This window comes from Nonomuraea sp. 10N515B (assembly GCF_052245915.1).
Taxonomy (GTDB): domain Bacteria; phylum Actinomycetota; class Actinomycetes; order Streptosporangiales; family Streptosporangiaceae; genus Nonomuraea.
Window position 1 is genome coordinate 220945 of the sequence record NZ_JBQQBQ010000013.1, and the last position, 22409, is coordinate 243353.

Consider the following 22409-nt stretch of genomic DNA (forward strand, 5'->3'; position numbering starts at 1 on the left):
TGCGGATGACACTACTCGGCGTCTCGTCATCTGTCACATCTGGTCCGATTGATGAGACAACTCGTGAGACAACCGTTGCCGTCACGAGCCTGGTACGGCCGCCGCGAGCGCCGCCAGCACGTCGGTCTTGCGCGGCTGGCCGGAGGCCCTTTTCACGATATTCCCTGCGGCGTCGAGCACCAGGACGGTCGGCGTGCGCATGACGTCCAGCCGGCGCACCAGGTCCAGCCGCGACTCGGCGTCGATCTCGATGTGACTCACCCCCGGCACGAGCTCACTGACGTCGGCGAGGATCCGCCTGGTCGCCCGGCACGGCTGGCAGAACGCGGTCGAGAACTGCACCAGCGTCGCCCGCTCCCCCAACCCGGCCCCGAGATCGCCCGCGGACAGCCGATCCTGCGCGGAGCCCGTGTCACGCACTCGTCCGTTGCGGCGCAGGAACACCACCCCGATCACCGTTCCGAGCGCCAGCGTCACCAGCGCAACCCACAAACCCGTCACGCATGGTGCAACCGCCCACGGCCGCGGTTACTTCCCGGCGACCTTGACTCTGACGAGCAACGTGCCCGCCTGGTCGACGACGTCGAACCTCGCGATGTTCTTCATGGCCAGCGTGGTCGTGCTCTTGAACGGGGCATTGTCCGCGTAGGCCTCGCGGCTGAGAGTCCAGCTGTCCGTGAAGTCCTCGCGCCCGTCCTTGCCCACGACGCGCACGCGGCAGGTGGTGTCGACCGGCACGCCGATGACCTGGATGCCGAGCTCCGTGCCGCCGCCGCTGAGCGGCCAGGCCATCACGATGGCGTAGTACTTCTTGGCCTCGTTCTCCCCGGTGAACTCCTGGCCGGCCACCGCCTTCTTGGGTGTCGCCGGAGCCTTGGCCGATGCCCTGGGGCTGGCATCCCGCTGGGCATTGGTCGCCTCATCGCTTTCCATAGCCGCGTAGGGGTCAACCTTCTGCATCGGCGACGGGGTGGCCGAGGGCGCCTCGGCCGCCGACATCTGCGGCCGGTTCTCAGTCTCCTGAATGACCGTCCAGACCGTGCCGCCGAGCCCGAGCAGTGCGACGGAGGCCGCGGCCACCAGCAGCAGGCGGCCGCGCCTACTCCGCTTGGCACGGTCGTTGAGCAGCCGGTCGAGCACCTGGCGCGGGGGGCTGGCCACCAGCTCGACGTCGCGTTCTGACACTTTTCCCAGGAACGAGGCCACGCCGTCCAGCTCCAGCAGCTCGGCGCCGCACGCCTCACAGGTCGCCAGGTGGGTGTCGACCTCCAGCGCCTCGTCAGGCTCGAGCGCGCCCAGAGCGTGCGCGCCCAGGGCCAGGCGTACCTCCTCACACGTCATCACGGCGCCAGCCCCCGCTCCTCGAGCGCGAGCTTGAGCGCGCGTAGCGCGTAGTAGGTGCGCGACTTGACCGTGCCCGGCGGAATGCCCAGCGTCGCCGACGCCTCCTTCACCGATCTCCCCCGGTAGTAGACCTCCAACAGCACCTCGCGGTGCTCCGGCCGCAGCGCGGCCAGCGCCTCGGCCACCGCCCACGACTCGACCGCGCGCTCCAGATCGTCCTCGGCGGGCAGGACCGCCAGCGCCTCGTCACCGGTCTCCGGCGGCCTGGCCTTCTTGGCGCGAGCCTGGTCGACGACGAGGTTGCGGGCCACCGTGAACAGCCACGCGCGGATCGGCCGATCGGCGAGCGCGTCGGGGTGTCGCCAGGCCCGGAGCAGCGTCTCCTGCACGACATCCTCCGCCCGTCCCGAGTCACCGGTCAGTCGCAGCACGTATCCGTAGAGTGGCCCCGCGTGCTCGTCGAAGAGGGTCCTCACGAGTTCCTCGTCGGCGGTGCCCGCTGAGTTCACACCCCCATCACGTACGCCCGGGCGCCCCGGTTCAACCTCATCCACGAATCGGCACGTCAGACGCTTCGGCCGAGAACTCCAATCCTTCGGCCACGCTCTTCACCCCGGTCACCTTCACGTCGAAGGGCAGCTCCCCCTTGAACTGGATCGTGTAGGAAACGAACTGCGCGAGCTGGCTGGGCACGCCCTCGATCTTCTCGGCCTGGAGCCTGATGCCCCCGTTGGCCACCTCGACCCGCATCTCCGCGTTGAACTGCACTTTCTTCACCCCTACCGTCACCTCGCCCGACGCCGTGAGTCTCTGTCCGTTGCCGCCGATCTTGACGCCGCGGGGGGCGTATTTGTCGATCGTGGCCCTGGTGAGGGTCCCGCTGATGGTCACCCGACCGGCCCGGGCGGTGGCTCTGTTCTGGAGGACGTCGGCCAGGGGTGCTGTGACGTCGTAGGCCGCGCCCCGCAGGTTCTTGACCGGCACGCCGCCGTAGGAGAACGTGCCGAGATTGAACCGTACCTCCGGATAGCGCCCCGCGACGGCCTGCGTGAGAAAGGGGATGCCCTCAATGGTCACGGTGGGCGTTCCGGACAGGTCGGCGGCGGCGGCGATCCGGTTGGCCAGGTCGCGTTCCACTCCGGCCGCGGCGACCCTGTCCACGGCGACAAGGAGAATGACCAGCACGATCAGGAAAACGATCAGCTTGCGCATGGAGCTCCCTGTCTAGGAGGGGGTCAAGAGCCTATCGACTCCTTCCCCGGGAAGACGTCCGATCACCCGCCGGCGAACGGCGGGAGCACTTCCACGGTCGCGCCGTCACCGAGGATGATCTCGTCGTGGGGGCGTTTGCCGACAGGAGAACCGTCCACGAGGAACGAGCAGCGCCGCACCACGCGTGCCAAATCTGCACGATTTTGTGTGATTTTCGTCATTAGTTCGCCAAGTGTGACCGCTTCGTACGCTTCCTCCGCGACACCCGCCGCTTCCTTGGCTGCGGCCCAATACCGTATTTTTCCTGTGGCCATGCGATCCTCACCATCTTCCCTGGTCTATTGTGCGTCGCCCTTAACGATGTTGTTTCAAGAGACGCGCTGTTCACCTGCTGGACGCGCAATGGACGCGACGTACTCGTGGGATATCCTCACCTACAGGACCTGGGCGACGTAGCCCCCGGGTCCTTGCGCGTTTGAGGAGGCCGTAATGAGCAACCTGCTCCTGCTGACCAACGCCCTCGAGCCATCAGCCGAGGTGCTGCCGGCGCTCGGGTTGCTGCTCCACTCGGTCCGCGTCGCTCCAGCGGAGGCGTCCGCACTGATCGACGCACCCCCCGCCGACGCCGTCCTCGTTGACGCGCGCAAGGAGCTCGTGCAGGCCAAGAGCCTGTGCCGGTTGATCCGGACGACCGGCATCGACTGCCCGCTGCTGGTGATCGTGACCGAGGGCGGGCTGGCCGGGATGACCGCGGAGTGGGGCGCCGACGACGTGCTGCTCGACAGCGCGGGGCCGGCCGAGGTCGAGGCGCGGCTGCGGATGGCGACCGGCCGCATCTCGCAGGCCGGCGCGGAGGACGTGCCCGACGAGATCCGCAGCGGCGACCTGGCGATCGACGAGGCCACCTACACCGCCAGACTGCGCGGCCGGGTGCTCGACCTGACGTTCAAGGAGTTCGAGCTGCTGAAATACCTCGCCCAGCACCCGGGCAGGGTCTTCACCCGCGCCCAGCTGCTGCAGGAGGTCTGGGGCTACGACTACTTCGGCGGCACCAGGACGGTCGACGTGCACGTGCGGCGCCTGCGCGCCAAGCTCGGCACCGAATACGAGTCCCTGATCGGAACGGTCCGCAACGTCGGCTACCGCTTCGTCCCCGACCGCTCCGACACCGCCAACGTCTGATCTCTGATCTGGCAGGGTCCGAGCCGATGTGACACATTGGGTGTTCGGTTCGTTTGCATCTGTCAGGTCGAGGACACCGCCGTCCGTAGGGGGATGGTGTCGGGGTGGATTCGTTCAGGTCACTGGTGGATGAGGGCGCCCGCCCGCGCGTTTTCCGGCGTAACGAGACCATTTGCTCCCCATTGCGGCCGGCCAGCCGTGTTTACGTCATCGACTACGGCTACGCCCGCGAGTACACCCCGGCCGGCGAGCGCGAGGCCATCCACGACCTGCGCGGCGACGGCGACCTCATCGGCGAGCTGGCCTTCTGGAGCCCGGGCGATCGGGTCAGGGTGGACGCGCTGACCGAGCTGCGGGCCTGGCCCATCGACCTGCGGCGGCTGCGCGAGCACGCCTCGGCCAGCCCGGCCGTGGCCACGGCCCTGGTGCAGGAGCTGTTCGCCAGAAACATGGCCGCCCGCAGGCACGAGGCGCTCGCCCGCGCTCCCGTCGCCGCCCGCCTGGCCGTGTGGCTGCTGCACCTCGACGAGCGGTACGGACTGGCCGCGGAGTCCGCGCCGCCGCTGTCCATGGAGACCCTGGCCGACCTGGTAGGCAGCTCTCCTGACGTGGTGCAGCGCCAGCTCCAGCAGTGGGTCCAGCGCGGCCTGCTGGTACGCCCCGGCTACCGGCGGCTGCGCATCGAGGACCCGCCCGCGCTGCGTGCCGCCGCGGGCGACTGGGAGCAACTGTCGGCGCCCTGGACGGGCCGGGTGACGCCGTTCCTCACCCGCCCCGGCGCGCCGGCGGACCCGCTGCCGGTCGGCGAGCTGCCCAAACCCCGCCAGTTGCCTGCGGACGTGCCGGACTTCACCGGGCGGCAGCAGAGCCTCGACCTGCTCACCGCCTGGCTGGACCGGCCCCGCAGGACCAACACCATGGTCGTGCAGGGCTTACCGGGTGTGGGCAAGACCGCGCTGGTGACGCACTGGGGCCACCTGCACGCCGACCGGTTCCCCGACGGCCAGATCGTGATCGACCTGCGGGGCCAGTCGCCGAGCCAGCCCCCGATGAACACCGTCGAGGCGCTCGGCCAGATCCTGCGCTCGCTGGGCGTCGGCGAGCCCGCCTCCGACGAGGCCGAGCTGATGCTCCTTTACCGCAGCAGGATCGCCGGGCGCAGGCTGCTGCTCATCCTCGACAACGCCGCCGACCCCGGCCAGGTGCGGCCGCTGCTGCCGGGCAGCAAGGACTGCGTGGTGCTGGTGACCAGCCGGACGCGGATGGCGCCGCTGCGGGCCACCGGTCACGCCGACCTCATGGACGTGCCGGTGCTCGATCCGGGCAACGCGGTGGCGCTGCTGGTGGCGGTGCTCGGGGAGGGCTCGCGGCGGGCCGCCGACCGGGACGCGCTGGCCGAGCTGGCCAGGGTGTGCTCCTACCATCCGTTCGCGTTGCGGATCTCGGCGGCCAAGCTGGCCGAGAACCCCGGGCTCAGCGTGCGGTCGCGGGTTCAGGAGCTGCGCAGGCCCGATCGGCTGCTGGTGGGCGATCCCGAGGAGGCGTTCAGGTCAGCGCTGGACCTGGCGTACGAGTCGCTGAGCCCGGGGCAGCGGCGGGCGTTCCGGCACGTGGGGCTGCTGCCCGGGCGGGACTTCACGCCTGAGGTGCTGGCCGCGGCCCTGGGCGTGCCGGTGAGCGAGGCCGTGGTCGCGGTGGAGGGGCTGCACCGCGCCTACCTGGTCGAGCCGCTGCCCGGGCCGCGTTACCGGGTGCACGACCTGGTCAAGCGGCTGGCCAGGGAGCTGGGCAGGCACGCGGAGGCCGGCGTGCGCGAGGCCAGGGCACGGCTGCTCGACCACTACCTGGCGGTCGCAGCCGACGCCGAGACGCCGCGGGAGTGGTTCGAGGCCGAGCGGCGCTCGCTGGTGTCGGCGGTGCGGCTGGCCGAGGAGAGCGGCGCGCACGGGATGGCCTGGCGCCTGGCAGAGGCGGTGTTCGAGCCGTTCAGGCGGCTGCGTTTCTACGAGAACAACCTGGAGATCCAGCAGGCCGGGCTGACCTCGGCCATGCAGGTCGGCAACCGGCGGGCGATCGCGCTCATGCGCGGCAACCTGGGCTCCATCCACCGGGACATCGGGCCGTCGACGCTGGCGGCCAGGTTCATCGGCGAGGCGCTGGCCGACTACACCGAGCTCGGCGACAGTGTGGGGCGCGCCCGCGCGCTCAACGATCTGGCCGAGGTCCACGGCATCGCGGGCAACAGCGAGGAGGCGCTCACCTGCGCGGGCGAGGCGCTGGAGCTCTACCGGGAGATCGGCGACCTGACCGGGGTGGCCGGCTGCCTGCACACGCTCTCCCGGCTGCACCTGTCCCAGGAACGGTACGAGCTGGCGCTGCACTACGCCGGCCAGGCCCTGGATGTACGCGAGGAGCTCGGCGACCGCAGGGGCACCGCGCAGAGCCTGATCATCCTGGCCCGGGTCCAGCAGAACCTGGGCCAGCCCAACGCGGCCCTGGAGGAGGGCCTGGAGGCGCTGTCGATCTGCCACGAGCTGGGCGACGAGCACGCCGAGGCCGAGACCCTGCTCTGCCTGGCCGAGATCTACGACTTGCTGCGGCTGCAGCACGACGCGCAGCGCGACGCCGAGCGGGCGCTGGCCGGCTACACCGCCACCGGTGACCAGCACGGCTGCGGCCGGGCCCTGTGCGCGCTCGGGCGCATCGCACGCAACGGCTCCCGGTACGACGAGGCTCTCGCCTACTACGAGCAGGCCCTGGCCGTGCAGGTCGAGCTCCACCACGAGCAGGGCAAGGCCGAGACGCTCGGCGACATCGGCCTGGTGCACTGGAGGCTGTCGGACTACCTGCGTGCCGACGACTACCTGAACCAGGCGCTGACGATCAGCCGGGTGATCCACGACGAGCCCGTCGAGGCCCGCATGCTCAACAGGCTCGCCAGGGTGCGGCGCCGGCAGGGAATGCTGCAGGTGGCGTTCGTGTACGCGCTGGAGGCCCTCGACATCGTGCAGGGCATGGGTAACCGGCGGGCCGAGGCGGACGTGCAGGAGTCGCTGGCGTACACGTACCTGTCGCTCGGGATGCACAAGCCCGCCCTGCGGGCGGCGAAGGCGTCGTTGGCGATCAGGGAGGAGCTGCGCGACAACCGGGCCAGCGCGTTGTTGTCGATCGCGCAGGCGCTGCACACGGCGGGCCGGCCGGCCGCGGCGCTCGCGCCGGCCAGGGAGACGGTCGAGCTGCAGAACGAGACCGGCACCAGGGACCGGTGGGCGGCGGCGCTCACGACGCTGGCCATGGTGCTGCTGGACCTGGAACGTGTCGAGGAGGCGCTGGTCTACGCGCGGCAGGCCAGAGACGTGCACCTGGAGTGCGGGACCAGGCGGGACCTCGGGTGCGCGCTGCGGGCGCTCGGGCTGATCTCGGCCAGGCTGGGCAACCAGGGCGCGGCCGTCACCTATTTGACCGAGGCGGTGCGCACGCTCGAAGAGGTGGGCGACATCGTCGAGGTGCAGCGGGTGACGGAAGAGCTGCGGGAATTGGCGTGAAACGCCGCTAAAAGTCGTGAATTTTCGGGTGTAAGGTCGCAGATCTTCTCCGGATCCTCCCGTTAGCTGGTGCTACCAGCTCATCCACTCGGAGGTGATCCGGATGCTCAAGAGTCAAGTACGGCGAGATCTGAAGTGGCTCAAGCGACAGGCTCGCAAGGACAGACGGATCACCGTCGCACTGCTCGTCGGCGTGGTGGCCTTCTGGACCCGGCAACTGCCCTTCGACGAGGCGCCCGGCGACATTCTGCGCGGGCTGTCGTACGGGCTGGTCGCCGCCTCGGCGCTCACCTGGCTGGCGTCCGCGCTCCTCGCGGCCAGGACCGTCCGGACGCCGCAGGAGCCGGTGGCGGGGCTTCGCTGGGTGTCCAGGATCCAGCGGAGCAAGGAGTGGGCGTTCTGGTCGGCCGGCGCCTACGTGGCCTGGCACGTGCTGCAGTTCGTCACGGCTCTGGTGCTCGGCTGACCTCGGGCGGCGGCGGGGTGTCACCCAGGAATGGGGCCGGGTGACACCCCGCCGCTCTCTTCGCCCATCCCTGACCTCCTCGCCCGGGCGGAGGTCGCGGCACGCGGCCAGGGTGTACGGGCCGGTCCACCACAGGTTCGGGTCGCAGCTGTGGTTGCTCTTACCGATCGGCCGGCCCGGCGGCAGGACCAGATGGAGGTCGCCGTGCGCGGCGATGGTGTCGACATATGGGACCGCGGGGTCGGCGAACAGGTCTTGCAGCTCGCGCCACGTGACCAACCGCCCGCCGAGTCGCGACACGACGGTCCCGGCCGGGATCGCGGCGGTGGCGAACAGGCCGTCGCCGGCGATGGGTGAGGGCCTGACCTCGAGGTGCGGGTGCGACCAGCAGTCGGGCTCCGGTTCCACGCGCATGAGGCCAGGGTAGATCTGGGCTTACGGGGGTAGCGGCACGGCAGTGGGGGGAGGTGTGTCACGTGGCCGGCGATCTGATCATTCCTGATGCCGCTCAGGGGGTCGTGGTGTTCGTGCACGGCAGCGGGAGCAGCCGGTTCAGCCCGCGCAACCGTTATGTGGCCGGCGCGCTCAATCAGGCGGGGCTGGGCACGTTGCTGTTCGACCTGCTCACGCCGGAGGAGGAGTCCGATCGGGCGAACGTGTTCGACATCGGGCTGCTGGCCGAGCGGTTGCTGGAGCGGACGAGCTGGGTGCGGGAGCAGCCGGAGGCGGCGGGGCTGCCGGTCGGGTATTTCGGCGCGAGCACGGGGGCCGCCGCGGCGCTGTGGGCGGCCGCCGAGCCGGACAATTCGATCGCCGCGATCGTCTCGCGGGGCGGGCGTCCCGACCTGGCCGGGCCGCGGCTGGCCGCCGTACGGGCGCCGACGCTGCTCATCGTGGGCGGCAGGGACCCGGTGGTGGTGGAGCTGAACGAGGAGGCGCAGCGGCGCCTGCGGGCCGAGAGCCGGCTGACCGTCGTGCCCGGCGCCACCCACCTGTTCGAGGAGCCGGGGGCACTGGAGGCGGTGGCCGGGCACGCCCGCGACTGGTTCAGCACCCATTTCGCCGCGCCTCAGAAGCCAGAGTGAACCTCAAGCCGGTCTGAGCCTCAGAAGCCCGGCTGAGCCTCAGAAGCCCGGCTGAGCCTCAGAAGCCCGGCTGAGCCTCAGAAGCCCGGCTGAGCCTCAGAAGCCCGGCTGAGCCTCAGAAGCCCGGGTGAGGTGACGTGACGGGCGTCGCGCCGGTCGCCTCAGCCACCAGGCGTTCGTAGACCTCCGGCGCCGTCGTCTCGCAGCCCAGCCGGTGGCCGGTCAGCTCGCCGTGGTCGTCGCTCGACCCGGTCACCGCCAGCCCCAGCTCCCCCGCCAGTCTCCGTACGTGGACACGGGCGGGCGCTTCGTGGTCCTGATGATCAGCCTCGATCCCGAACAGTCCGGCCCTCGCCAACTCGGCGATCCACTCGTCCGGCACGACCGTGCCGCGCTTGGCCGCCTTCGGATGGGCGAGCACCGGGACCCCGCCCGCGGTGCGTACCAGGCGGACCGCCCTCTCGGGGTCCAGCGCGTAACGGGAGACGTACGCGCGGCCGCCCGTCCCGATCCATTCCGGTGTGAACGCCAGCTCCGGCACGGCGATCACGCCGGCGGCGACCATGGCCTGGGCGATGTGCGGCCGCCCCACCGGGCTACCCGCGGCCAGCGCGGACACCTGCTCCCAGGTGACTGGCGCACCCAGCTCCACCAGCCGCTCCACGGTCTCCTGCCCGCGCAGCTCGCGGGCCTCCCTGATGCGTACGCACTCGGCCGCCAAATCCGGCTCCAGCGGGTCGAACAGGTAGGCGAGGAGGTGGATGCTCTGCCCGGCGCGCCGGCACGACAGCTCCATGCCCGGCACGAACGTCAGCCCGGCAGGCAGCGCCTCGATCGCCGCGCGGTGCCCGGCCACGGTGTCGTGGTCGGTCAGCGCGAGCACGTCGAGGCCCCGCTCGCGGGCCCGGCGCACCACGTCGGCCGGGGGCTGCGTGCCGTCCGAGTCGCTGCTGTGGCTGTGGAGGTCGATGCGCATACGGGCATTACACCGCGATCGTGGCCAGCGTCCGGCCGTCGAAGGTCTCGATCGTGAAATGGTTGAGGTCGTCCTGCGGGAGGCTGGTGCCGCCGTGCAACACCAGGGGGTCGGGGGAGCCGGGCACGCCGTACCCCTTGTCGGGGACGCCCCAGCTGGCCACGACCTCGGAGCGGCCGTCGTCGCCGACCGCGAGCAGGCGGCACTGCAGCGGGCCCTTGACGCCCTTGAGCTCCAGCGCGACGTGCGTGCCCCAGCCCTTGTCCTCCAGGCCGACGACGGCGGTGGTGCCGGTGGCTCGGTCGGTGGCGGAGTAGGTGCTGCCGGTCATGAGCAGCTCGCGGGCCGGGCCGTGGATGCTGTCGGGGTTGGGGCCGCCGACGACCGAGTTGACGGCCAGGAAGACGCCGGCCGCGATCAGGACACACGCGGCGGCGGCCATGATCGTGCGATGGAAGCGGCGGCGCCGGCGTTCCGCGGCGGCGCGGCGTACCAGAAGCGACTCGACTTGCGGATCCGGCGGACTCGGCAGCAGGTCGTCCGGGTGCACGGCCCTGATCAGCTGCCCCATCTCGGCGAACGCCCCCACCTCGCCGGCGCAGGTGGCGCAGCCGGCCAGATGGCGTTCGAACGCGGCCCGCTCGTGCTCGTCGAGCAGGCCGAGCGCGTACGCGGCCACGTCTTCGTGATGCACCTCGCTCACGGTCGCACCACCCCCCTTTCCTCATGGTGACGCGCCTCCGTCACGGCAACATCACCCCCCTTTCCTCCAATGCGACGCGCAAGGCACGCATGGCGTAGTACACGCGGGACTTCACCGTGCCCATGGGCACGCCGATCGCCTCCGCCGCCTCCTGCATCGAGCGGTCGAGCAGGAACGTCTCCGTGAGGACCTGCCGATGGGCCGGGGATAACGAGAGCATCGCGTCGGTCACGACGATCTCGCGTAACAAGCGCTCGTCCTCGGCGGCCACGGGCTGGACCCGTTCGGGGATCTCTTCGACGGTGTCCAGGGGGCGCGTCCCGGTTCGGCGGCGGTCGTCGATGACGACGCGGCGCGCGACGGTCGCCAGCCAGGGCATGAGCGAGCCCGAGTCGGTACGGAGGTCGTGAAGGTTGCGCCAGGCGCGGACCAGGGTCTCCTGCACGACGTCCTCGGCCCACCGCCGATCGCCCCCCGTCAGCCGGATGGCGAAGGCCATCAGGGAGGCGCCGTATTCGCGGTAGAGGGCTCGGACCATGGCTTCATCGGTTACGCGGCGATTCACGGCGGGACGGGCTCCTCGCACTGCCGATATCGTGAAATATCGCGCCGATATGGGGATTCTTACTGTAGCCAGCGGCGAGGGCGGCGACCATGTACTTTGCCCCTCTGGTCGCAGAGTTACATTCAACCGATAAATCTGGCCACGGCGCATACGGTCGCGACCACACTGGGCCGCGACCGTACCCGTATGTCGATCGAGCTATTTCCCGCTGGACGTTCCGGCGACCAGCGGCGGCCTACCGAACCAGCCGGAGAGTGCTTGCCGCAGCGCGGGTTCGGCGGTGTCGGCGGGTTCGTCGGTGGTCGCGGCCCAGGCGATGTGGGCATCCGGGCGGATCAGCAGGGCGTCGGCCGGTCGGTGATCGGTCTTGGCGGTGTGGATGTCGACGCGGTGCTGCCAGTCTCGGGCGGTCTGGCGCAGGTCGGGGCGGTCGGCGAGGTCGAGGAGGATGGGCCGTGCGCTGTGCAGGAGCTCCGCGACGCTGGTCATGCCCTGGTCGGTGTGCAGGGTGAGGTCGGGGGCGAAGGTGCCGGCCAGCGGGTGGTGGCTCGAGCCGGGCATCGGGTAGCGGATGTCGGTGCCGGCGACCAGGGCTCCCATGCGGCGCAGCGGTTGTTCGTCGGCGAGCAGTTCCTGGAAGACTTCCCGCAGCGCTTCGGCGGCCGCATCGTGCCCGCGCCGCAGTGCCACCTGGGCTCGGGTGTGCAGCATGGTGCGGGCGCCGGCGAGGTGGCGTTCGTCGTGGTAGGTGTCCAGCAGGCCGACTGGCGCCCAGCCGTGGAGATCGGCGGCCAGCTTCCAGGCCAGGTTGACCGCATCCAGCATGCCGGCGTTGATGGCCACACCGGTGGCGGGAAACAGGTGCGCCGCATCCCCGGCCAGCAGGATCCGCCCGTGGCGGTAGCGGTCGGCCTGCCGGGCCTTGAAGGTGAACCGCGACAGCCGGATCGCCTCTCCCACCGGCAGGTTCACGCCGAGCACGCGGCGTAGGCTGTCCTGGAGTTCGGACACGGTCATCGGGGTGTCGTCGTCGTATTCGGTGCTCTCGTCCTCAATCGTGTAGAGCGAGACCACCTGGGAGTCGGGCGAGGCGCCGACGCCGAAGAGACCCTGATCCGTCCGGGTGAAACCTGCGCGGATCGTGCCGAAGCCGGGGACGTCGAGATCGCCGTTGCCGCTTATGGTCACCGTCTCGGGCAGGGTGACCTGGGCCAGCCGGTTGACCTCCGGATAGGTGGTGCCGGGAAACGCAATGCCGGCCCAGTCACGGACCCGGCTGCGCGCGCCGTCGCAGCCCACGAGGTAGCGGGCGCTGATGCGGTACGGCCCGTCCGGGCCGCGCACCTCCACGGTCACCGCGGCATCGTCCTGGCTCACCCCGACCACCTGGTGGCCGCGGCGGATTTCGACATCGAGTTCGCCGGCGCGCTCGTCGAGCAGCTGCTCAAGCCGTTGTTGCGGGAGCGGCAGGGCGTGCAGCGGAGGATCCGCGAGCTGGGTGAAGTCCAGATGCACACCGCCAAACGGGAACCGGGGAGCCGGGGCAGGGCCGGTGCAGGCTGCTTCGAAGCGCTCCAGCAAGCCTCGATAGCGCAGCAGCTCCAGGATCTGCCCGCCGAGACCACCCGCCTTCGGAGTGTCGCGGCGCCGCGGCTGCCGCTCCAGCACCAGCGGCCGCACTCCGGCCAGGCGCAGTTCAGCGGCCAGCATCAGGCCGGCCGGACCGGCACCCACAATGATCACATCGGCGTCCGTCATAATCCGCTCCTCTCGCGGGTTTTCGTCGTGTCCGCGCACGGCCCGGTCGCCGGCAACGTTTGCGTGGGTTTGAGCAAGGCCGACTTGGGCGTCGGATGAGGGACGACCGATGCGCCTATAAGCGTCAACCGGCCGTGCCGGGGGCGGGTACGGCGTGTTCGGCGGCGCGGCTGACCTGCTCCCAGGCGGCCCAGGTCTCCATCCGCCGGCGGGAGATGTCGAAGGCCAGGTCGTAGACCATGCTGCCGAGCAGCAGCCGCAGCGGCGGGTCTTCGCTGTCGACCAGCTTCAGCAGTGCCTCGGCGGCCAGACGCGGCTCACTGTCGATCGAGCCCTCGGCCCACTGCTTCTCCAACTCGGCGCGCAACGGACCGTACTCCTCCAACGGCGACGTCATCGTGATGCTGGTGTAGAGATCGGTCCAGTAGCCGCCCGGCTGGACGATGCTGAGCTTAACGCCGAACGACGCGGCCTCCATCGCCAGGGCCTCGCTCATGCCCTCCAGTGCGAACTTGCTCGCGCTGTACATGCCGGTGCTCGGGAAGCCGCCCAGGCCGGCGATGCTGGAGACCTGCACGATGTGACCGGATGCCTGGGCACGCAGGTGCGGCAGGACGGCCTGGCAGACCCACATCGCCCCGAAGAGATTGACCTCCAGCTGGGCGCGGGCCTGGGCCTCGGTGAACTCCTCGACCATGCCTGAGGACATGGTCCCGGCATTGTTCACCACGATGTCGAGCCGACCGAAGTGCTCGACGGCGGTGTTCACGGCGGCGAACACCGCGTCGCGGTCGGTCACGTCCAGGGGAAGGGCAAGGAGCCGATCTCCGTACCGCTCGTCGAAGTCCTGTCGCGTGACGGTGCGGGCGGCGGCGACCACTTGATCGCCGCGCTCCAGCGCGGCGAGAGCGAACGCACGGCCCAGGCCGCGGCTGGCTCCCGTGATGAACCAGGTGCGGGAAGGGACGGTATTCGGGGTGCGCATCTGCATAACTCCGATCGGTTGCTGCCTTGAATCGAGACGATCCGTCTCGTCTCGAATGGTGACGTTATCGGTTCCTCTTCGCCGCGTCAAGACGGACCGTCTCGTCTAGCTTGTTCGTTAGGTTGGCGGCATGACGACACAGCACAAGCCCCCTCCAGCACGACCCTCAACGGTCTGCGCCCGCGTCGCTGACGCTCGCGAAGCTGTTCCTCAGTCCGCGCACGGTCGGCCACCATCTCCCGGCTTGACCTTGACGCGACGTCAATGTGTGCAATTGGAGAGCGATCGGCGCCATGGGAGAGGAACGGGATGGTCAGAGCCGCGATACGGGTCCTGGGATTCGAGCTCAAAGGACTGGCCAGCATCGGCCTGTGGATCGTTCGCCGCCGGCACGGCGTGCCCGCGGGCGCGAGCGTCGTGTCGTACGCGAAGGAGCAGACGTTCACGTTGTGGCTGATGTTGTTCGCCATGGCGGTCGAGACCGTGGTCATCGACCTGCTGCTGGTCGCGACCGGCGTGCCGGAATGGATCAGGTTCACGGTGCTGATCGCCGACGTGTACGGGCTGCTGTTCGGGGTCATGCTGGCCGCGGGATGCGTCACCCGGCCGCACGTCGTCACGGCCGACGAACTGCGTATCCGCTACGCCGCGTACTTCGACGTGCGCGTGCCCCGCGACCTCATAGCCTCGGTGCGCTCGAGCCGCAACGACAACGAGGGCAGCATGGTCTCGGTCAAGAACGGGCACCTGAGGGTGGCGGTCGGGTCCCGGACCAACGTGACGATCGAGCTGACGGAGCCGGTCGCGTTCGTCCGTCCGCTCGGCCGCCGTGCGAAGGCCACCACGATCAGCTTCTTCGCCGACCAGCCGGAGCCGGTGGTGGCCGCCCTGCGATCCGATCGCCCCGTGCGTTCGTAGCCCGGCGGGGCCGGGCAGGCGGTGGATGGCCTGCCCGGCGAGGTGTGACGTGCCCTCAGCGGGCGGATGTGGTCAGCTCGCTGATTCCGCCGACAAAGCGGCGGCCGCGGCGGCCGTCCTCGGTGGGATGGAGCGGAGGTTGAACGCGTATCGGGCGACGGAGTCGGCGATGGCGTCGGAGTCCACGTCCAGCGCGGTCGCGTTCACGTTGGCGATCGTGTCGCACGCCTGGTGGTAGCACGCGTCGTACGCGACGCCGGCCGTGCCGCCGAACAACGCCGCCTCCTCAGCCGTCTTGAGGCCTTCGGCGCCGGTGAAGATGCCGCCGGCCGGGATGCCGATCTGGATGAACGGCCCGTAGTCGGAGCGGCCGTCGAAGTCGGTGCCGACGGTGGGCAGGTTGCGGGAGCCGTAGAACGCCGCGAGCTGCTTCTCGATCTCGGCCGATCCGGGCGGGCCGGCTGGGGAACCCACGTTGTCGGAGTTGTCCCCGTCATACAACTTGTAGGCGTAGTTCGGGGAGGCCACCATGTCGAAGTTGAGGTAGAGCTTGATGCGGTCCCGCTCCGCCTGGGACAGCGACCCGACGTACTGGTCGGAGCCCAGCAGCCCGATCTCCTCGGCGGCCCAGAAGGCGAAGCGGACCTTGTTCTTGATCGGGTAGCGCCCCATCTCCTCGGCGACCTCCAGGATCGCCGCGGTGCCCGAGCCGTTGTCGTTGATGCCGGGTCCCTCGGGCACGCTGTCGAGGTGGGCGCCGACCATGACGACGTTGCGCGGGTCGCCGAAGCGGCTCTCGGCGATCACGTTCTCGTCGGTGCCGAGCACGAGGTTGGCGTCGACCTTGAGCCGTACGGTCGCGCCGGCCGTGCTGGCGAGCTCGTTGCCCACGGCGAAGTCGGCGAACACCATAGGAATCCCGGCCCGCCACTCGCCGATGTCCAGCGCGAACGCGTCGGTACGCCCCGGCTGGCCCTCGTTGAACACGATGATGCCGGTCGCGCCGGCCGCGGCCGCGTTCTGGACCTTGTTGACGAACGCGCACGTGCCACGCTGGATGAGCGCGATGCGACCCGCCACGAACCCGGCGAAGTCGGCCGCCTCACAGCCGCTGGTCGAGCTCGGCGTGGGGGTGGGCGGCAGCGTCAGGTCCACACCCTGGACCTGCGCGGTCACGTCACCGGACGGGGAGGGCTGGAAGGAGAAGAAGTCCTCGTTGGGGACGTAGGTCTTGGCGCTGGGCGCGGTCAGGTTCAGCGTGGGCGGCGTGTTCTCGCTCCAGCTCTCGACGAAGTTGATCGGGTTCAGCGTGACCTTGTATCCGGCCTTGCGTAGCTTGTCCGCCACGTAGTCGCGGGAGGCGTCATAGCCGCTGGTGCCGGCCGCGCGGTTGCCGCCGTTGGCGGTGGCGATGTTTTGCAGGGCCTGGAGATGCTTGTGCACGTTCGTGCCCTTGACCTGCTTGACGAGCAGAGTGGCGAACGCGTCGTCCAGCCCGCCGGCGTTGGCGGGCGCCGCCAGGGCGAGCGGCAAAGCGAGCGCGGTGATGAGTGCGATGACGATTCTGCGCATGCGGGGTACTCCCTGTGGACAGAAAGGCGAGTAATGTCCCCCGAGCTTCGCCCGAACGCGAGATTATCCCGGCTTCGCACCGCCGGGAATGCCTACCAATAAACCAAAATCAGGGACTTTTACTCCGCATCCCGGCGGGCGCGACGGAGCTCGGCGCGGCGCTTGCCCTCGTGCATTGCCTGCACCCGGGCGATCGGGATCGTGTGCCCCTCCTCGATCAGATCGGCGGGCAGCCGCTGCGGCGCGGGCATGGCCTCCGCCCACGGGTCGGCGTCCTTGAGCAGCCCGGCCGCGGTGTGCACGGTGAAGTCGCCCGGCGCCACCCGGTCGAGGTCCGACCAGGGCACCGGGAAGGACACCGGCACGCCGGGACGCACCCGCGGGCTGTAGGCGGCCACGACGGTGGCGCCGCCCGCCCGGGTGGAGTCGATGAACACCTTGCCCGCGCGATCCTCGCGGATGAACGCCGTCGTGGCCAGTGCCGGATCCACCCGCTCGGCACGGGCCCCCAGCGCGCGGGTGGCCGCGGCCAGGTCGTCCACGGCGGTCCCCGGCACCACGGGCACGAACACGTGCACGCCCTTGGCCCCGCTGGTCTTCACCGCGCCCGCCAGCCCGCAGTCCTCCAGCGCCTGGCGGACCAGGAACGCGGCCCGCACGGCCAGCTGGAAGGACTCGCTGCCCTCGGGCGGGTCGAGGTCGAGCACCATGTGCGTGGGCTGGTCGCCGGCGAACAGCGACGGGTGATACTCGACCGCCCGCTGGTTGGCGAACCACACCAGCGTCCGGCGGTCGTCGCACACGGCATAGGTCACCTGCCGGCGCGACGCCTCGGCCCAGACGGAGAACCGCTTCACCCATGCGGGGGCGTATTTGGGCAGGTTCTTCTGCATGAAGGGCTCCTGCCCCGGGCGTACCCGGATGACGGAGAGCGCGCGGTCGCGCAGGACCGGGATGATCCGGTCGGCGACCGCGTCGAGGTAGTCGACCAGGTCACGCTTGGTCGCGCCCGCCCCGTCGAACAGCGGCTGGTCGAGGTTGCTCAGGGCCACCCCGTCACGCGTCTCATCGCTGCTCACCCGCCTCACCATATCGGGGAAGAATGGGCCAGACCATGACCCGTTACCTGTATCTCGCGCGCCATGGCGAAGCCACACCGAACGGCCACGCCCTGACCGACGATGGCCGCCGCCAGGCCGCGCTGCTCGGCGCGCGCCTGCGGGAGGTCCCCTTCGCCGCCATCCACCACGGCCCGCTCCCCCGGACGACACAGACCGCCCGGCTGATCGGCGAGCACCTTCCCGGCATCCCCCTGCGCGCCTGCGAGGTCGCCGGCGACTACATCCCGTACGTGCCGCGCGAGGAGGAGCTCGCCCCGGAGTACGCCGACCGCCTCCTCGGCTTCCTGGCCCAGTTCCCCGCGGACGAACGCGAGCGCGGCCCGGCCCTCGCCGCCGAGGCCGTGCGTGTGTTCACGGGCCCGGTGACGGAGGGAACCAGGCACGAGCTGGTGGTCACGCACAACTTCCTCATCGGCTGGCTCGTCCGCGCCGCGCTCGACGCACCGGAATGGCGCTGGCTCGGCATCAACCAGTGCAATGCCGCCCTGACCGTCATCAGGTACGCACCCGACCGCCCGTCCTCGGTGCTCGTCTTCAACGACATGCGACACCTGCCCGCCGAGCTCCGCTGGACCGGCTTCCCGCCCGAGCTGCGCGAGTGAGCCCTTGTTACAGTGGGCCCGTTGACGCGGGGTGCCCGGACGTCCGGGCTGAGATCACACCCGTCGAACCTGATCTAGTTCGCACTAGCGGAGGGACGTCATGTTCTGCGATGACATGTGGCTGCGCACGGCCGAGCTGACGAAGGCCATCCACGACCACCCCTTCAACGTCGCACTCGGCGACGGCACGCTCGACCGCGACCGGTTCGCGTTCTACATCGTGCAGGACGGCCGCTATCTGGAGGCGTTCTCCAAGGCGCTGGCCACGGCGTCGGCGCGGGCCACCGACCCGGCGGACGCGGCGTTCTTCGCCCAGAGCGCGCACACCGCGCTGGCGGCCGAGCGCCTGCTGCACGCCGGCTACGTCCAGGAGCTGGACGCCGACGCGGCCGGCATCGCCACGTCGCCGACCTGCCTGGCGTACGCGTCGTTCCTGCAGGCCACGGCGCTCGCCGCGCCCTATCCTGTGCTGGCCGCGGCGGTGCTGCCGTGCTTCTGGATCTACCAGGACGTCGGCACGGCGCTGCTGGGGCGCACCGGTGACGTGCCGGACCATCCGTACCGGAAGTGGATCGACACCTATTCGGACCCGGGGTTCGCGGCCTCCGTCGAGCAGGCCAAGACCATCGCCGACCGGCTGGCCGCCACCACGGACCCGGCGACCAGACAGGCCATGACCGAGGCCTACTGCACGGCGGCGGCGTACGAGTGGATGTTCTGGGACAGCGCCTGGCGGCGCGAGACCTGGCCGACGGCGGAGTGGCTCGCCCGCTGACCGCTACGGCAAGCGCGCGGTCAGCGCCGCCGCGCCCGCCCCGGTAAGGCTCGGCAGCGCGGCCGTACGCCCGCTCAGCAGCAGGAGCAGCGCCTGGATGGGCCCCTCCACCACCTCGCCGGCCCCGACCGCCCAGTCCACGTCGGTGGCCACGAGCCGGAGCCCGCGCAGCCGCCGCTGCGGGTAGAAGGGGAAGCCGCGCTCCCAGACGTGGGTGGCGCAGGTTCGTGCCGGACCGAGCGGCATGGCGCGCTCGATGCCGAGCGGCACCGTGATGTCCTGGCCGTGGACGAGCACGTCGAACAGCGGGTCGAGCGGCTTGGTCGAAGGTGCCCGGCGGCGCGAGCCGGCCGACTCGCGCACCTGCGCGACGATCTCGCCGATCGGCAGCCTGGCGTGCCGCACCGCCGAGTCGTGGACCATGCGGTCGAAGTTGCCGCGCGCCCTGACGAACTCGACCAGCGCCGACGCGAGCTTTATCCGAGTGGCGAGCGCCAGGTGGGCGGCCACGTCGCGCACCTGCCACCCGGCACACAGCGACGGCCGCTCCCAGTCCTGCTCCGGCAGCGAGTCGAGCAGGTCGGCCAGGCCGCGCCGCTCGATCTCGAGGGCAGCCCAGATCTCTTCCTGGTGCATCGCACACCCCCATTGCTAAGGTTGCCTTAATATAAGGCACCCTTAGCAGTTTGGAGAAGACCCGTGGCCGCCACTCATCCGCCGCACGTCGTGGCCCTGCTGTATGAGGCGTACCTGCGCCTGCAGAACATCGTGCAGGAGGCCGCCCATGCGTACGACGTGAACGTCCGGCCCGCCCACTCGGCTGTGTTCTTCCACATGGAGCACGAGGGCATCCGATTGAGCAGGCTCGCCGAGAAGGCCCAGATGACCCCTCAGGCCATGGGGGCGCTGGTGGACGACCTAGAGCGGCTGGGCTACCTGCGCCGGATGCCCGACCCGGCCGACCGCCGCGCCAAACTGATCGTCTTCACCGAGCGGGGCGATGAGGCGCTGAAGATCGGCTACGCCGCCATCGACGAGGTGGAGCGCCGGGTTGCGGCGTTGCTCGGCGAGGACGGCCTCGCCGAGCTGCACGCCACGCTGAGCCGCATCATCCAGGAGTTTTAGCCATCAGCTCGCGTTCCTCGCGGGTGGGGATGAGCCCGGACGGCGCCAGGAGCTTCGACTCCTCGAACGGCGCCTCCGTGGTCGGCAGCGGCTCCCGCGTCCTGATCGCCTTCACCCATACGCGGGCCGCGTCCAGGATCACGATGATGATCATTACGGCGAACAACGCGGCCAGGATGCCGTCCACGGTGGAGTTGATCACGATCTGCTGCATCGCGCCCATGGACTTGGCGGGCGCGAGCACCTGTCCCTGGTCGAGCGCCGCCTGATAGCGGTCCCGCTGGGCGAAGAAGCCGAGCCCGGGGTCGGGCGAGAACACCTTCTGATAGCTGGCCGTCAGCGTCACGGCGACATCCCAGGCCAGCGGCACCGCCGTCACCCAGGCCCATTTGAGCCGCCCGCTCTTGATCAGCAGGGTCGTGGCCACGGTGAGCGCGACCGCCGCGAGCAACTGGTTGGCGATGCCGAAGAGCGGGAACAGCTGGTTGATGCCGCCGAGCGGGTCGTTGACGCCCTGGTAGAGGAAGTAACCCCAGGCCGCCACGACCACCGCGCTGGAGGCCACCAGCCCCGGCCACCAGCTCACCCGCGCCATCGGCTTCCACAGGTTGCCGATCGTGTCCTGCAGCATGAACCGCCCCACCCGGGTGCCCGCGTCCACGGTGGTGAGGATGAACAGCGCCTCGAACATGATCGCGAAGTGGTACCAGAACGCCTGCAGCCCCGCTCCCCCGAGGAAGCCGGAGAAGATCTGCGAGATGCCCACGGCCAGCGTGGGCGCGCCGCCCGTCCGGGCGATCAGCGTCTCCTCCTGTACGGCCGCCGCCGCGGCCTGCAGCTCCTCGGGCGTGATCACGAAGCCCATGTTCGTGACCGCCTGGGCGGCGGTCTCCACGGTGGCCCCGACGACGCCTGCCGGCGAGTTCATCGCGAAGTAGAGCCCGGGGGTCAGCACACAGGCCGCGGTGATCGCCATGATGGCGACGAACGACTCCATGAGCATGGAGCCGTACCCGATCATCCGGACCTGGGTCTCCTTCTGGATCATCTTGGGCGTCGTGCCGGAGGAGATCAGCGAGTGGAACCCCGACAACGCCCCGCAGGCGATGATGATGAACACGAACGGGAACAACGAACCCGCGAAGACCGGACCCTTGCCGTTGAAGGCGAAGTCGGTGAACGCAGTGGTCTGCATAGGCGGCATCGTGATGGCGATGCCGATCGCGATCAGCACGATCGTGCCGATCTTCATGAAGGTGGACAGGTAGTCACGTGGCGCCAGCAACATCCACACCGGCAGGACGGCGGCGACGAAGCCGTACGCGATCAGCCACAAGGCCAGCGCCGACGGGCTCAGCGTGAAGAACGGCGCCCAGCTGGACTCCTGCACCCAGCCGCCCGCCACGATCGACAGCAGCAGCAGGCCGACCCCGATCACCGTGGTCTCGACGACCCGGCCGGGCCGGATCACCCGCAGGTAGAAGCCCATGAACAGGGCGATGGGGATGGTCATCGCGATGGAGAAGACGCCCCACGGCGACTGCGCGAGCGCGTTGACCACGACCAGCGCCAGCACGGCCAGAAGGATGATCATGATGGCGAAGACCGCGACGAGCGCCGCCGCCCCGCCGACGGGACCGATCTCCTCGCGGGCCATCTGGCCGAGGCTGCGGCCGTTGCGGCGCATGGAGAAGAACAGGATCACCATGTCCTGCACGGCCCCGGCGAAGATCACGCCCGCGATGATCCAGATGGTCCCGGGCAGATAACCCATCTGAGCGGCCAGCACGGGCCCGACCAGCGGCCCCGCCCCGGCGATGGCGGCGAAGTGGTGCCCGAACAGGATCCGCCGGTCCGTCGGCTGGTAGTCGATGCCGTTGTCGAGCCGCTCGGCCGGAGTGGCCCTGCGGTCGTCGGCCCGCAGCACCTTGCGGACGATGAAGCGGGCATAGAACCGGTAGGCGATGGCGTACGAGCCGAGCGCGGCGCAGAGCAACCACACCGCGTTGACGTTCTCGCCTCTGGACAGGGCGAGCACCGCCCACCCGGTGGCGCCCACGACGGCGACCACCGTCCAGATGATGATCGAGCGCAACTTCACCGGTTACCTCCCGTGCTGAGAGCCATATAGAGGGCGCCCGAGGCAGCAACGCAGCCCAGCGTCCGGCGGCAGATCGGTGGTGAAGCGCCGCCAGTGCCAGAGCGGACGGCAGTCGATCGTGACCGGAAGCTCGGCCAGATGCACCCAGGCGGTCGGATGGGCATACACCAGATCGGTTTCGAGGCTGCGCGCCCGCTTGGGCAGCCGGGAGCGGCGCAACGGTCTTACGGAGAATTCGCCGGCGTCCGCGCAGCACAGGCCGGTCACGTGCCAGTCGAAGAACACCACTTCGTCGTCGTGCAGCGCTTCACGAGCGGCGAGCGTGAGCGTGATACGGGACATCTGTGGCTCCTGAGTATCAGGCAGCTCAGAAT

General features: G+C 70.0%; 23 protein-coding genes, 1 pseudogene and 1 riboswitch. Of the genes and pseudogenes, 8 read left to right on the forward strand and 16 right to left on the reverse strand.

The annotated features are described in order from the left end of the window. Positions 1-81: 81 nt before the first annotated feature. From ACTWQA_RS22360 to ACTWQA_RS22380, 5 genes are all read right to left on the reverse strand, one after another. Positions 82-501 (reverse strand): thioredoxin family protein, encoded by a 420-nt coding sequence (locus tag ACTWQA_RS22360; RefSeq protein WP_443161090.1) that lies wholly within the window; start codon positions 499-501, stop codon positions 82-84. Between the two features lie 27 nt (positions 502-528). Continuing rightward, complete coding sequence (locus ACTWQA_RS22365; protein WP_443161091.1) at positions 529-1341, reverse strand: anti-sigma factor family protein; 813 nt, start codon at positions 1339-1341, stop codon at positions 529-531. Then, positions 1341-1853, reverse strand: a complete 513-nt coding sequence (locus ACTWQA_RS22370) for a sigma-70 family RNA polymerase sigma factor (protein ID WP_443161092.1) — start codon at positions 1851-1853, stop codon at positions 1341-1343. Before ACTWQA_RS22370 ends, ACTWQA_RS22365 begins: the two co-directional genes overlap by 1 nt. 37 nt (positions 1854-1890) lie before the next feature. Continuing rightward, entirely contained in the window at positions 1891-2556 is a 666-nt protein-coding gene (locus ACTWQA_RS22375) for an LmeA family phospholipid-binding protein (RefSeq protein ID WP_443161093.1), read from the reverse strand. A gap of 62 nt (positions 2557-2618) precedes the next feature. After that, entirely contained in the window at positions 2619-2870 is a 252-nt protein-coding gene (locus ACTWQA_RS22380; protein ID WP_443161094.1) for a MoaD/ThiS family protein, read from the reverse strand. 175 nt (positions 2871-3045) lie between these two features. Here ACTWQA_RS22380 and ACTWQA_RS22385 point away from each other — a divergent pair, with 175 nt between their 5' ends. From ACTWQA_RS22385 to ACTWQA_RS22395, 3 genes are all read left to right on the forward strand, one after another. Further along, positions 3046-3738, forward strand: coding sequence for a response regulator transcription factor (locus tag ACTWQA_RS22385; RefSeq protein ID WP_443161095.1), 693 nt, complete (start codon positions 3046-3048; stop codon positions 3736-3738). A gap of 104 nt (positions 3739-3842) precedes the next feature. Continuing rightward, entirely contained in the window at positions 3843-7283 is a 3441-nt protein-coding gene (locus ACTWQA_RS22390) for a tetratricopeptide repeat protein (RefSeq protein WP_443161096.1), read from the forward strand. A 103-nt stretch (positions 7284-7386) separates the two neighbouring features. After that, the gene (locus ACTWQA_RS22395) at positions 7387-7749 is read left to right on the forward strand and encodes a hypothetical protein (RefSeq protein WP_443161127.1); all 363 of its coding nucleotides are present in this window, start codon (positions 7387-7389) and stop codon (positions 7747-7749) included. A gap of 84 nt (positions 7750-7833) precedes the next feature. On the opposite strand, the pseudogene ACTWQA_RS22400 reads toward ACTWQA_RS22395, so the two are convergent. Beyond that, positions 7834-8163: pseudogene (locus ACTWQA_RS22400) on the reverse strand (SET domain-containing protein); the annotation flags it as partial. 62 nt (positions 8164-8225) lie between these two features. On the opposite strand from ACTWQA_RS22400, the gene ACTWQA_RS22405 reads away from it, so the two are divergent. Then, on the forward strand, positions 8226-8834 hold the full coding sequence (locus ACTWQA_RS22405; protein ID WP_443161097.1) for a dienelactone hydrolase family protein: 609 nt from the start codon (positions 8226-8228) through the stop codon (positions 8832-8834). Between the two features lie 115 nt (positions 8835-8949). Here the strand turns inward: ACTWQA_RS22405 and ACTWQA_RS22410 are convergent, their stop codons facing one another. From ACTWQA_RS22410 to ACTWQA_RS22430, 5 genes are all read right to left on the reverse strand, one after another. Beyond that, on the reverse strand, positions 8950-9810 hold the full coding sequence (locus ACTWQA_RS22410; RefSeq protein ID WP_443161098.1) for a PHP domain-containing protein: 861 nt from the start codon (positions 9808-9810) through the stop codon (positions 8950-8952). 7 nt (positions 9811-9817) lie between these two features. Further along, positions 9818-10513 carry an anti-sigma factor family protein gene (locus ACTWQA_RS22415; protein ID WP_443161099.1) on the reverse strand — a complete coding sequence of 232 codons (696 nt, stop codon included), beginning with the start codon at positions 10511-10513 and terminating at the stop codon, positions 9818-9820. Positions 10514-10553: 40 nt separating this feature from the next. Then, complete coding sequence (locus ACTWQA_RS22420; RefSeq protein WP_443161100.1) at positions 10554-11078, reverse strand: sigma-70 family RNA polymerase sigma factor; 525 nt, start codon at positions 11076-11078, stop codon at positions 10554-10556. A 198-nt stretch (positions 11079-11276) separates the two neighbouring features. Further along, the gene (locus ACTWQA_RS22425; protein ID WP_443161101.1) at positions 11277-12836 is read right to left on the reverse strand and encodes an FAD-dependent monooxygenase; all 1560 of its coding nucleotides are present in this window, start codon (positions 12834-12836) and stop codon (positions 11277-11279) included. A 124-nt stretch (positions 12837-12960) separates the two neighbouring features. Further along, complete coding sequence (locus tag ACTWQA_RS22430; protein ID WP_443161102.1) at positions 12961-13821, reverse strand: SDR family oxidoreductase; 861 nt, start codon at positions 13819-13821, stop codon at positions 12961-12963. Positions 13822-14130: 309 nt separating this feature from the next. Here ACTWQA_RS22430 and ACTWQA_RS22435 point away from each other — a divergent pair, with 309 nt between their 5' ends. After that, positions 14131-14739 carry a hypothetical protein gene (locus tag ACTWQA_RS22435; RefSeq protein WP_443161103.1) on the forward strand — a complete coding sequence of 203 codons (609 nt, stop codon included), beginning with the start codon at positions 14131-14133 and terminating at the stop codon, positions 14737-14739. Positions 14740-14811: 72 nt separating this feature from the next. Here the strand turns inward: ACTWQA_RS22435 and ACTWQA_RS22440 are convergent, their stop codons facing one another. Together ACTWQA_RS22440 and ACTWQA_RS22445 are read right to left on the reverse strand one after the other, a co-directional pair. Then, entirely contained in the window at positions 14812-16311 is a 1500-nt protein-coding gene (locus ACTWQA_RS22440) for a M20/M25/M40 family metallo-hydrolase (protein WP_443161104.1), read from the reverse strand. A gap of 119 nt (positions 16312-16430) precedes the next feature. After that, complete coding sequence (locus ACTWQA_RS22445; RefSeq protein ID WP_443161105.1) at positions 16431-17390, reverse strand: DNA polymerase domain-containing protein; 960 nt, start codon at positions 17388-17390, stop codon at positions 16431-16433. 35 nt (positions 17391-17425) lie between these two features. Here ACTWQA_RS22445 and ACTWQA_RS22450 point away from each other — a divergent pair, with 35 nt between their 5' ends. Together ACTWQA_RS22450 and ACTWQA_RS22455 are read left to right on the forward strand one after the other, a co-directional pair. Next, positions 17426-18034, forward strand: coding sequence for a histidine phosphatase family protein (locus ACTWQA_RS22450; RefSeq protein ID WP_443161106.1), 609 nt, complete (start codon positions 17426-17428; stop codon positions 18032-18034). Between the two features lie 17 nt (positions 18035-18051). Next, positions 18052-18147, forward strand: a riboswitch (TPP riboswitch). After that, a complete protein-coding gene (locus tag ACTWQA_RS22455) occupies positions 18135-18809 on the forward strand; it encodes a TenA family protein (RefSeq protein WP_443161107.1) in 675 nt (224 codons plus the stop codon). It overlaps the preceding riboswitch by 13 nt. Before the next feature lie 3 nt (positions 18810-18812). Here the strand turns inward: ACTWQA_RS22455 and ACTWQA_RS22460 are convergent, their stop codons facing one another. Further along, a complete protein-coding gene (locus tag ACTWQA_RS22460; protein WP_443161108.1) occupies positions 18813-19445 on the reverse strand; it encodes a maleylpyruvate isomerase family mycothiol-dependent enzyme in 633 nt (210 codons plus the stop codon). Between the two features lie 63 nt (positions 19446-19508). On the opposite strand from ACTWQA_RS22460, the gene ACTWQA_RS22465 reads away from it, so the two are divergent. Beyond that, the gene (locus tag ACTWQA_RS22465; protein WP_443161109.1) at positions 19509-19934 is read left to right on the forward strand and encodes a MarR family winged helix-turn-helix transcriptional regulator; all 426 of its coding nucleotides are present in this window, start codon (positions 19509-19511) and stop codon (positions 19932-19934) included. On the opposite strand, the gene ACTWQA_RS22470 is transcribed toward ACTWQA_RS22465, so the two are convergent. Then, on the reverse strand, positions 19918-22035 hold the full coding sequence (locus tag ACTWQA_RS22470; protein ID WP_443161110.1) for a carbon starvation CstA family protein: 2118 nt from the start codon (positions 22033-22035) through the stop codon (positions 19918-19920). The genes ACTWQA_RS22465 and ACTWQA_RS22470 overlap by 17 nt on opposite strands. A gap of 3 nt (positions 22036-22038) precedes the next feature. Continuing rightward, positions 22039-22377 carry a hypothetical protein gene (locus tag ACTWQA_RS22475; protein ID WP_305914916.1) on the reverse strand — a complete coding sequence of 113 codons (339 nt, stop codon included), beginning with the start codon at positions 22375-22377 and terminating at the stop codon, positions 22039-22041. Positions 22378-22409 lie beyond the last annotated feature (32 nt).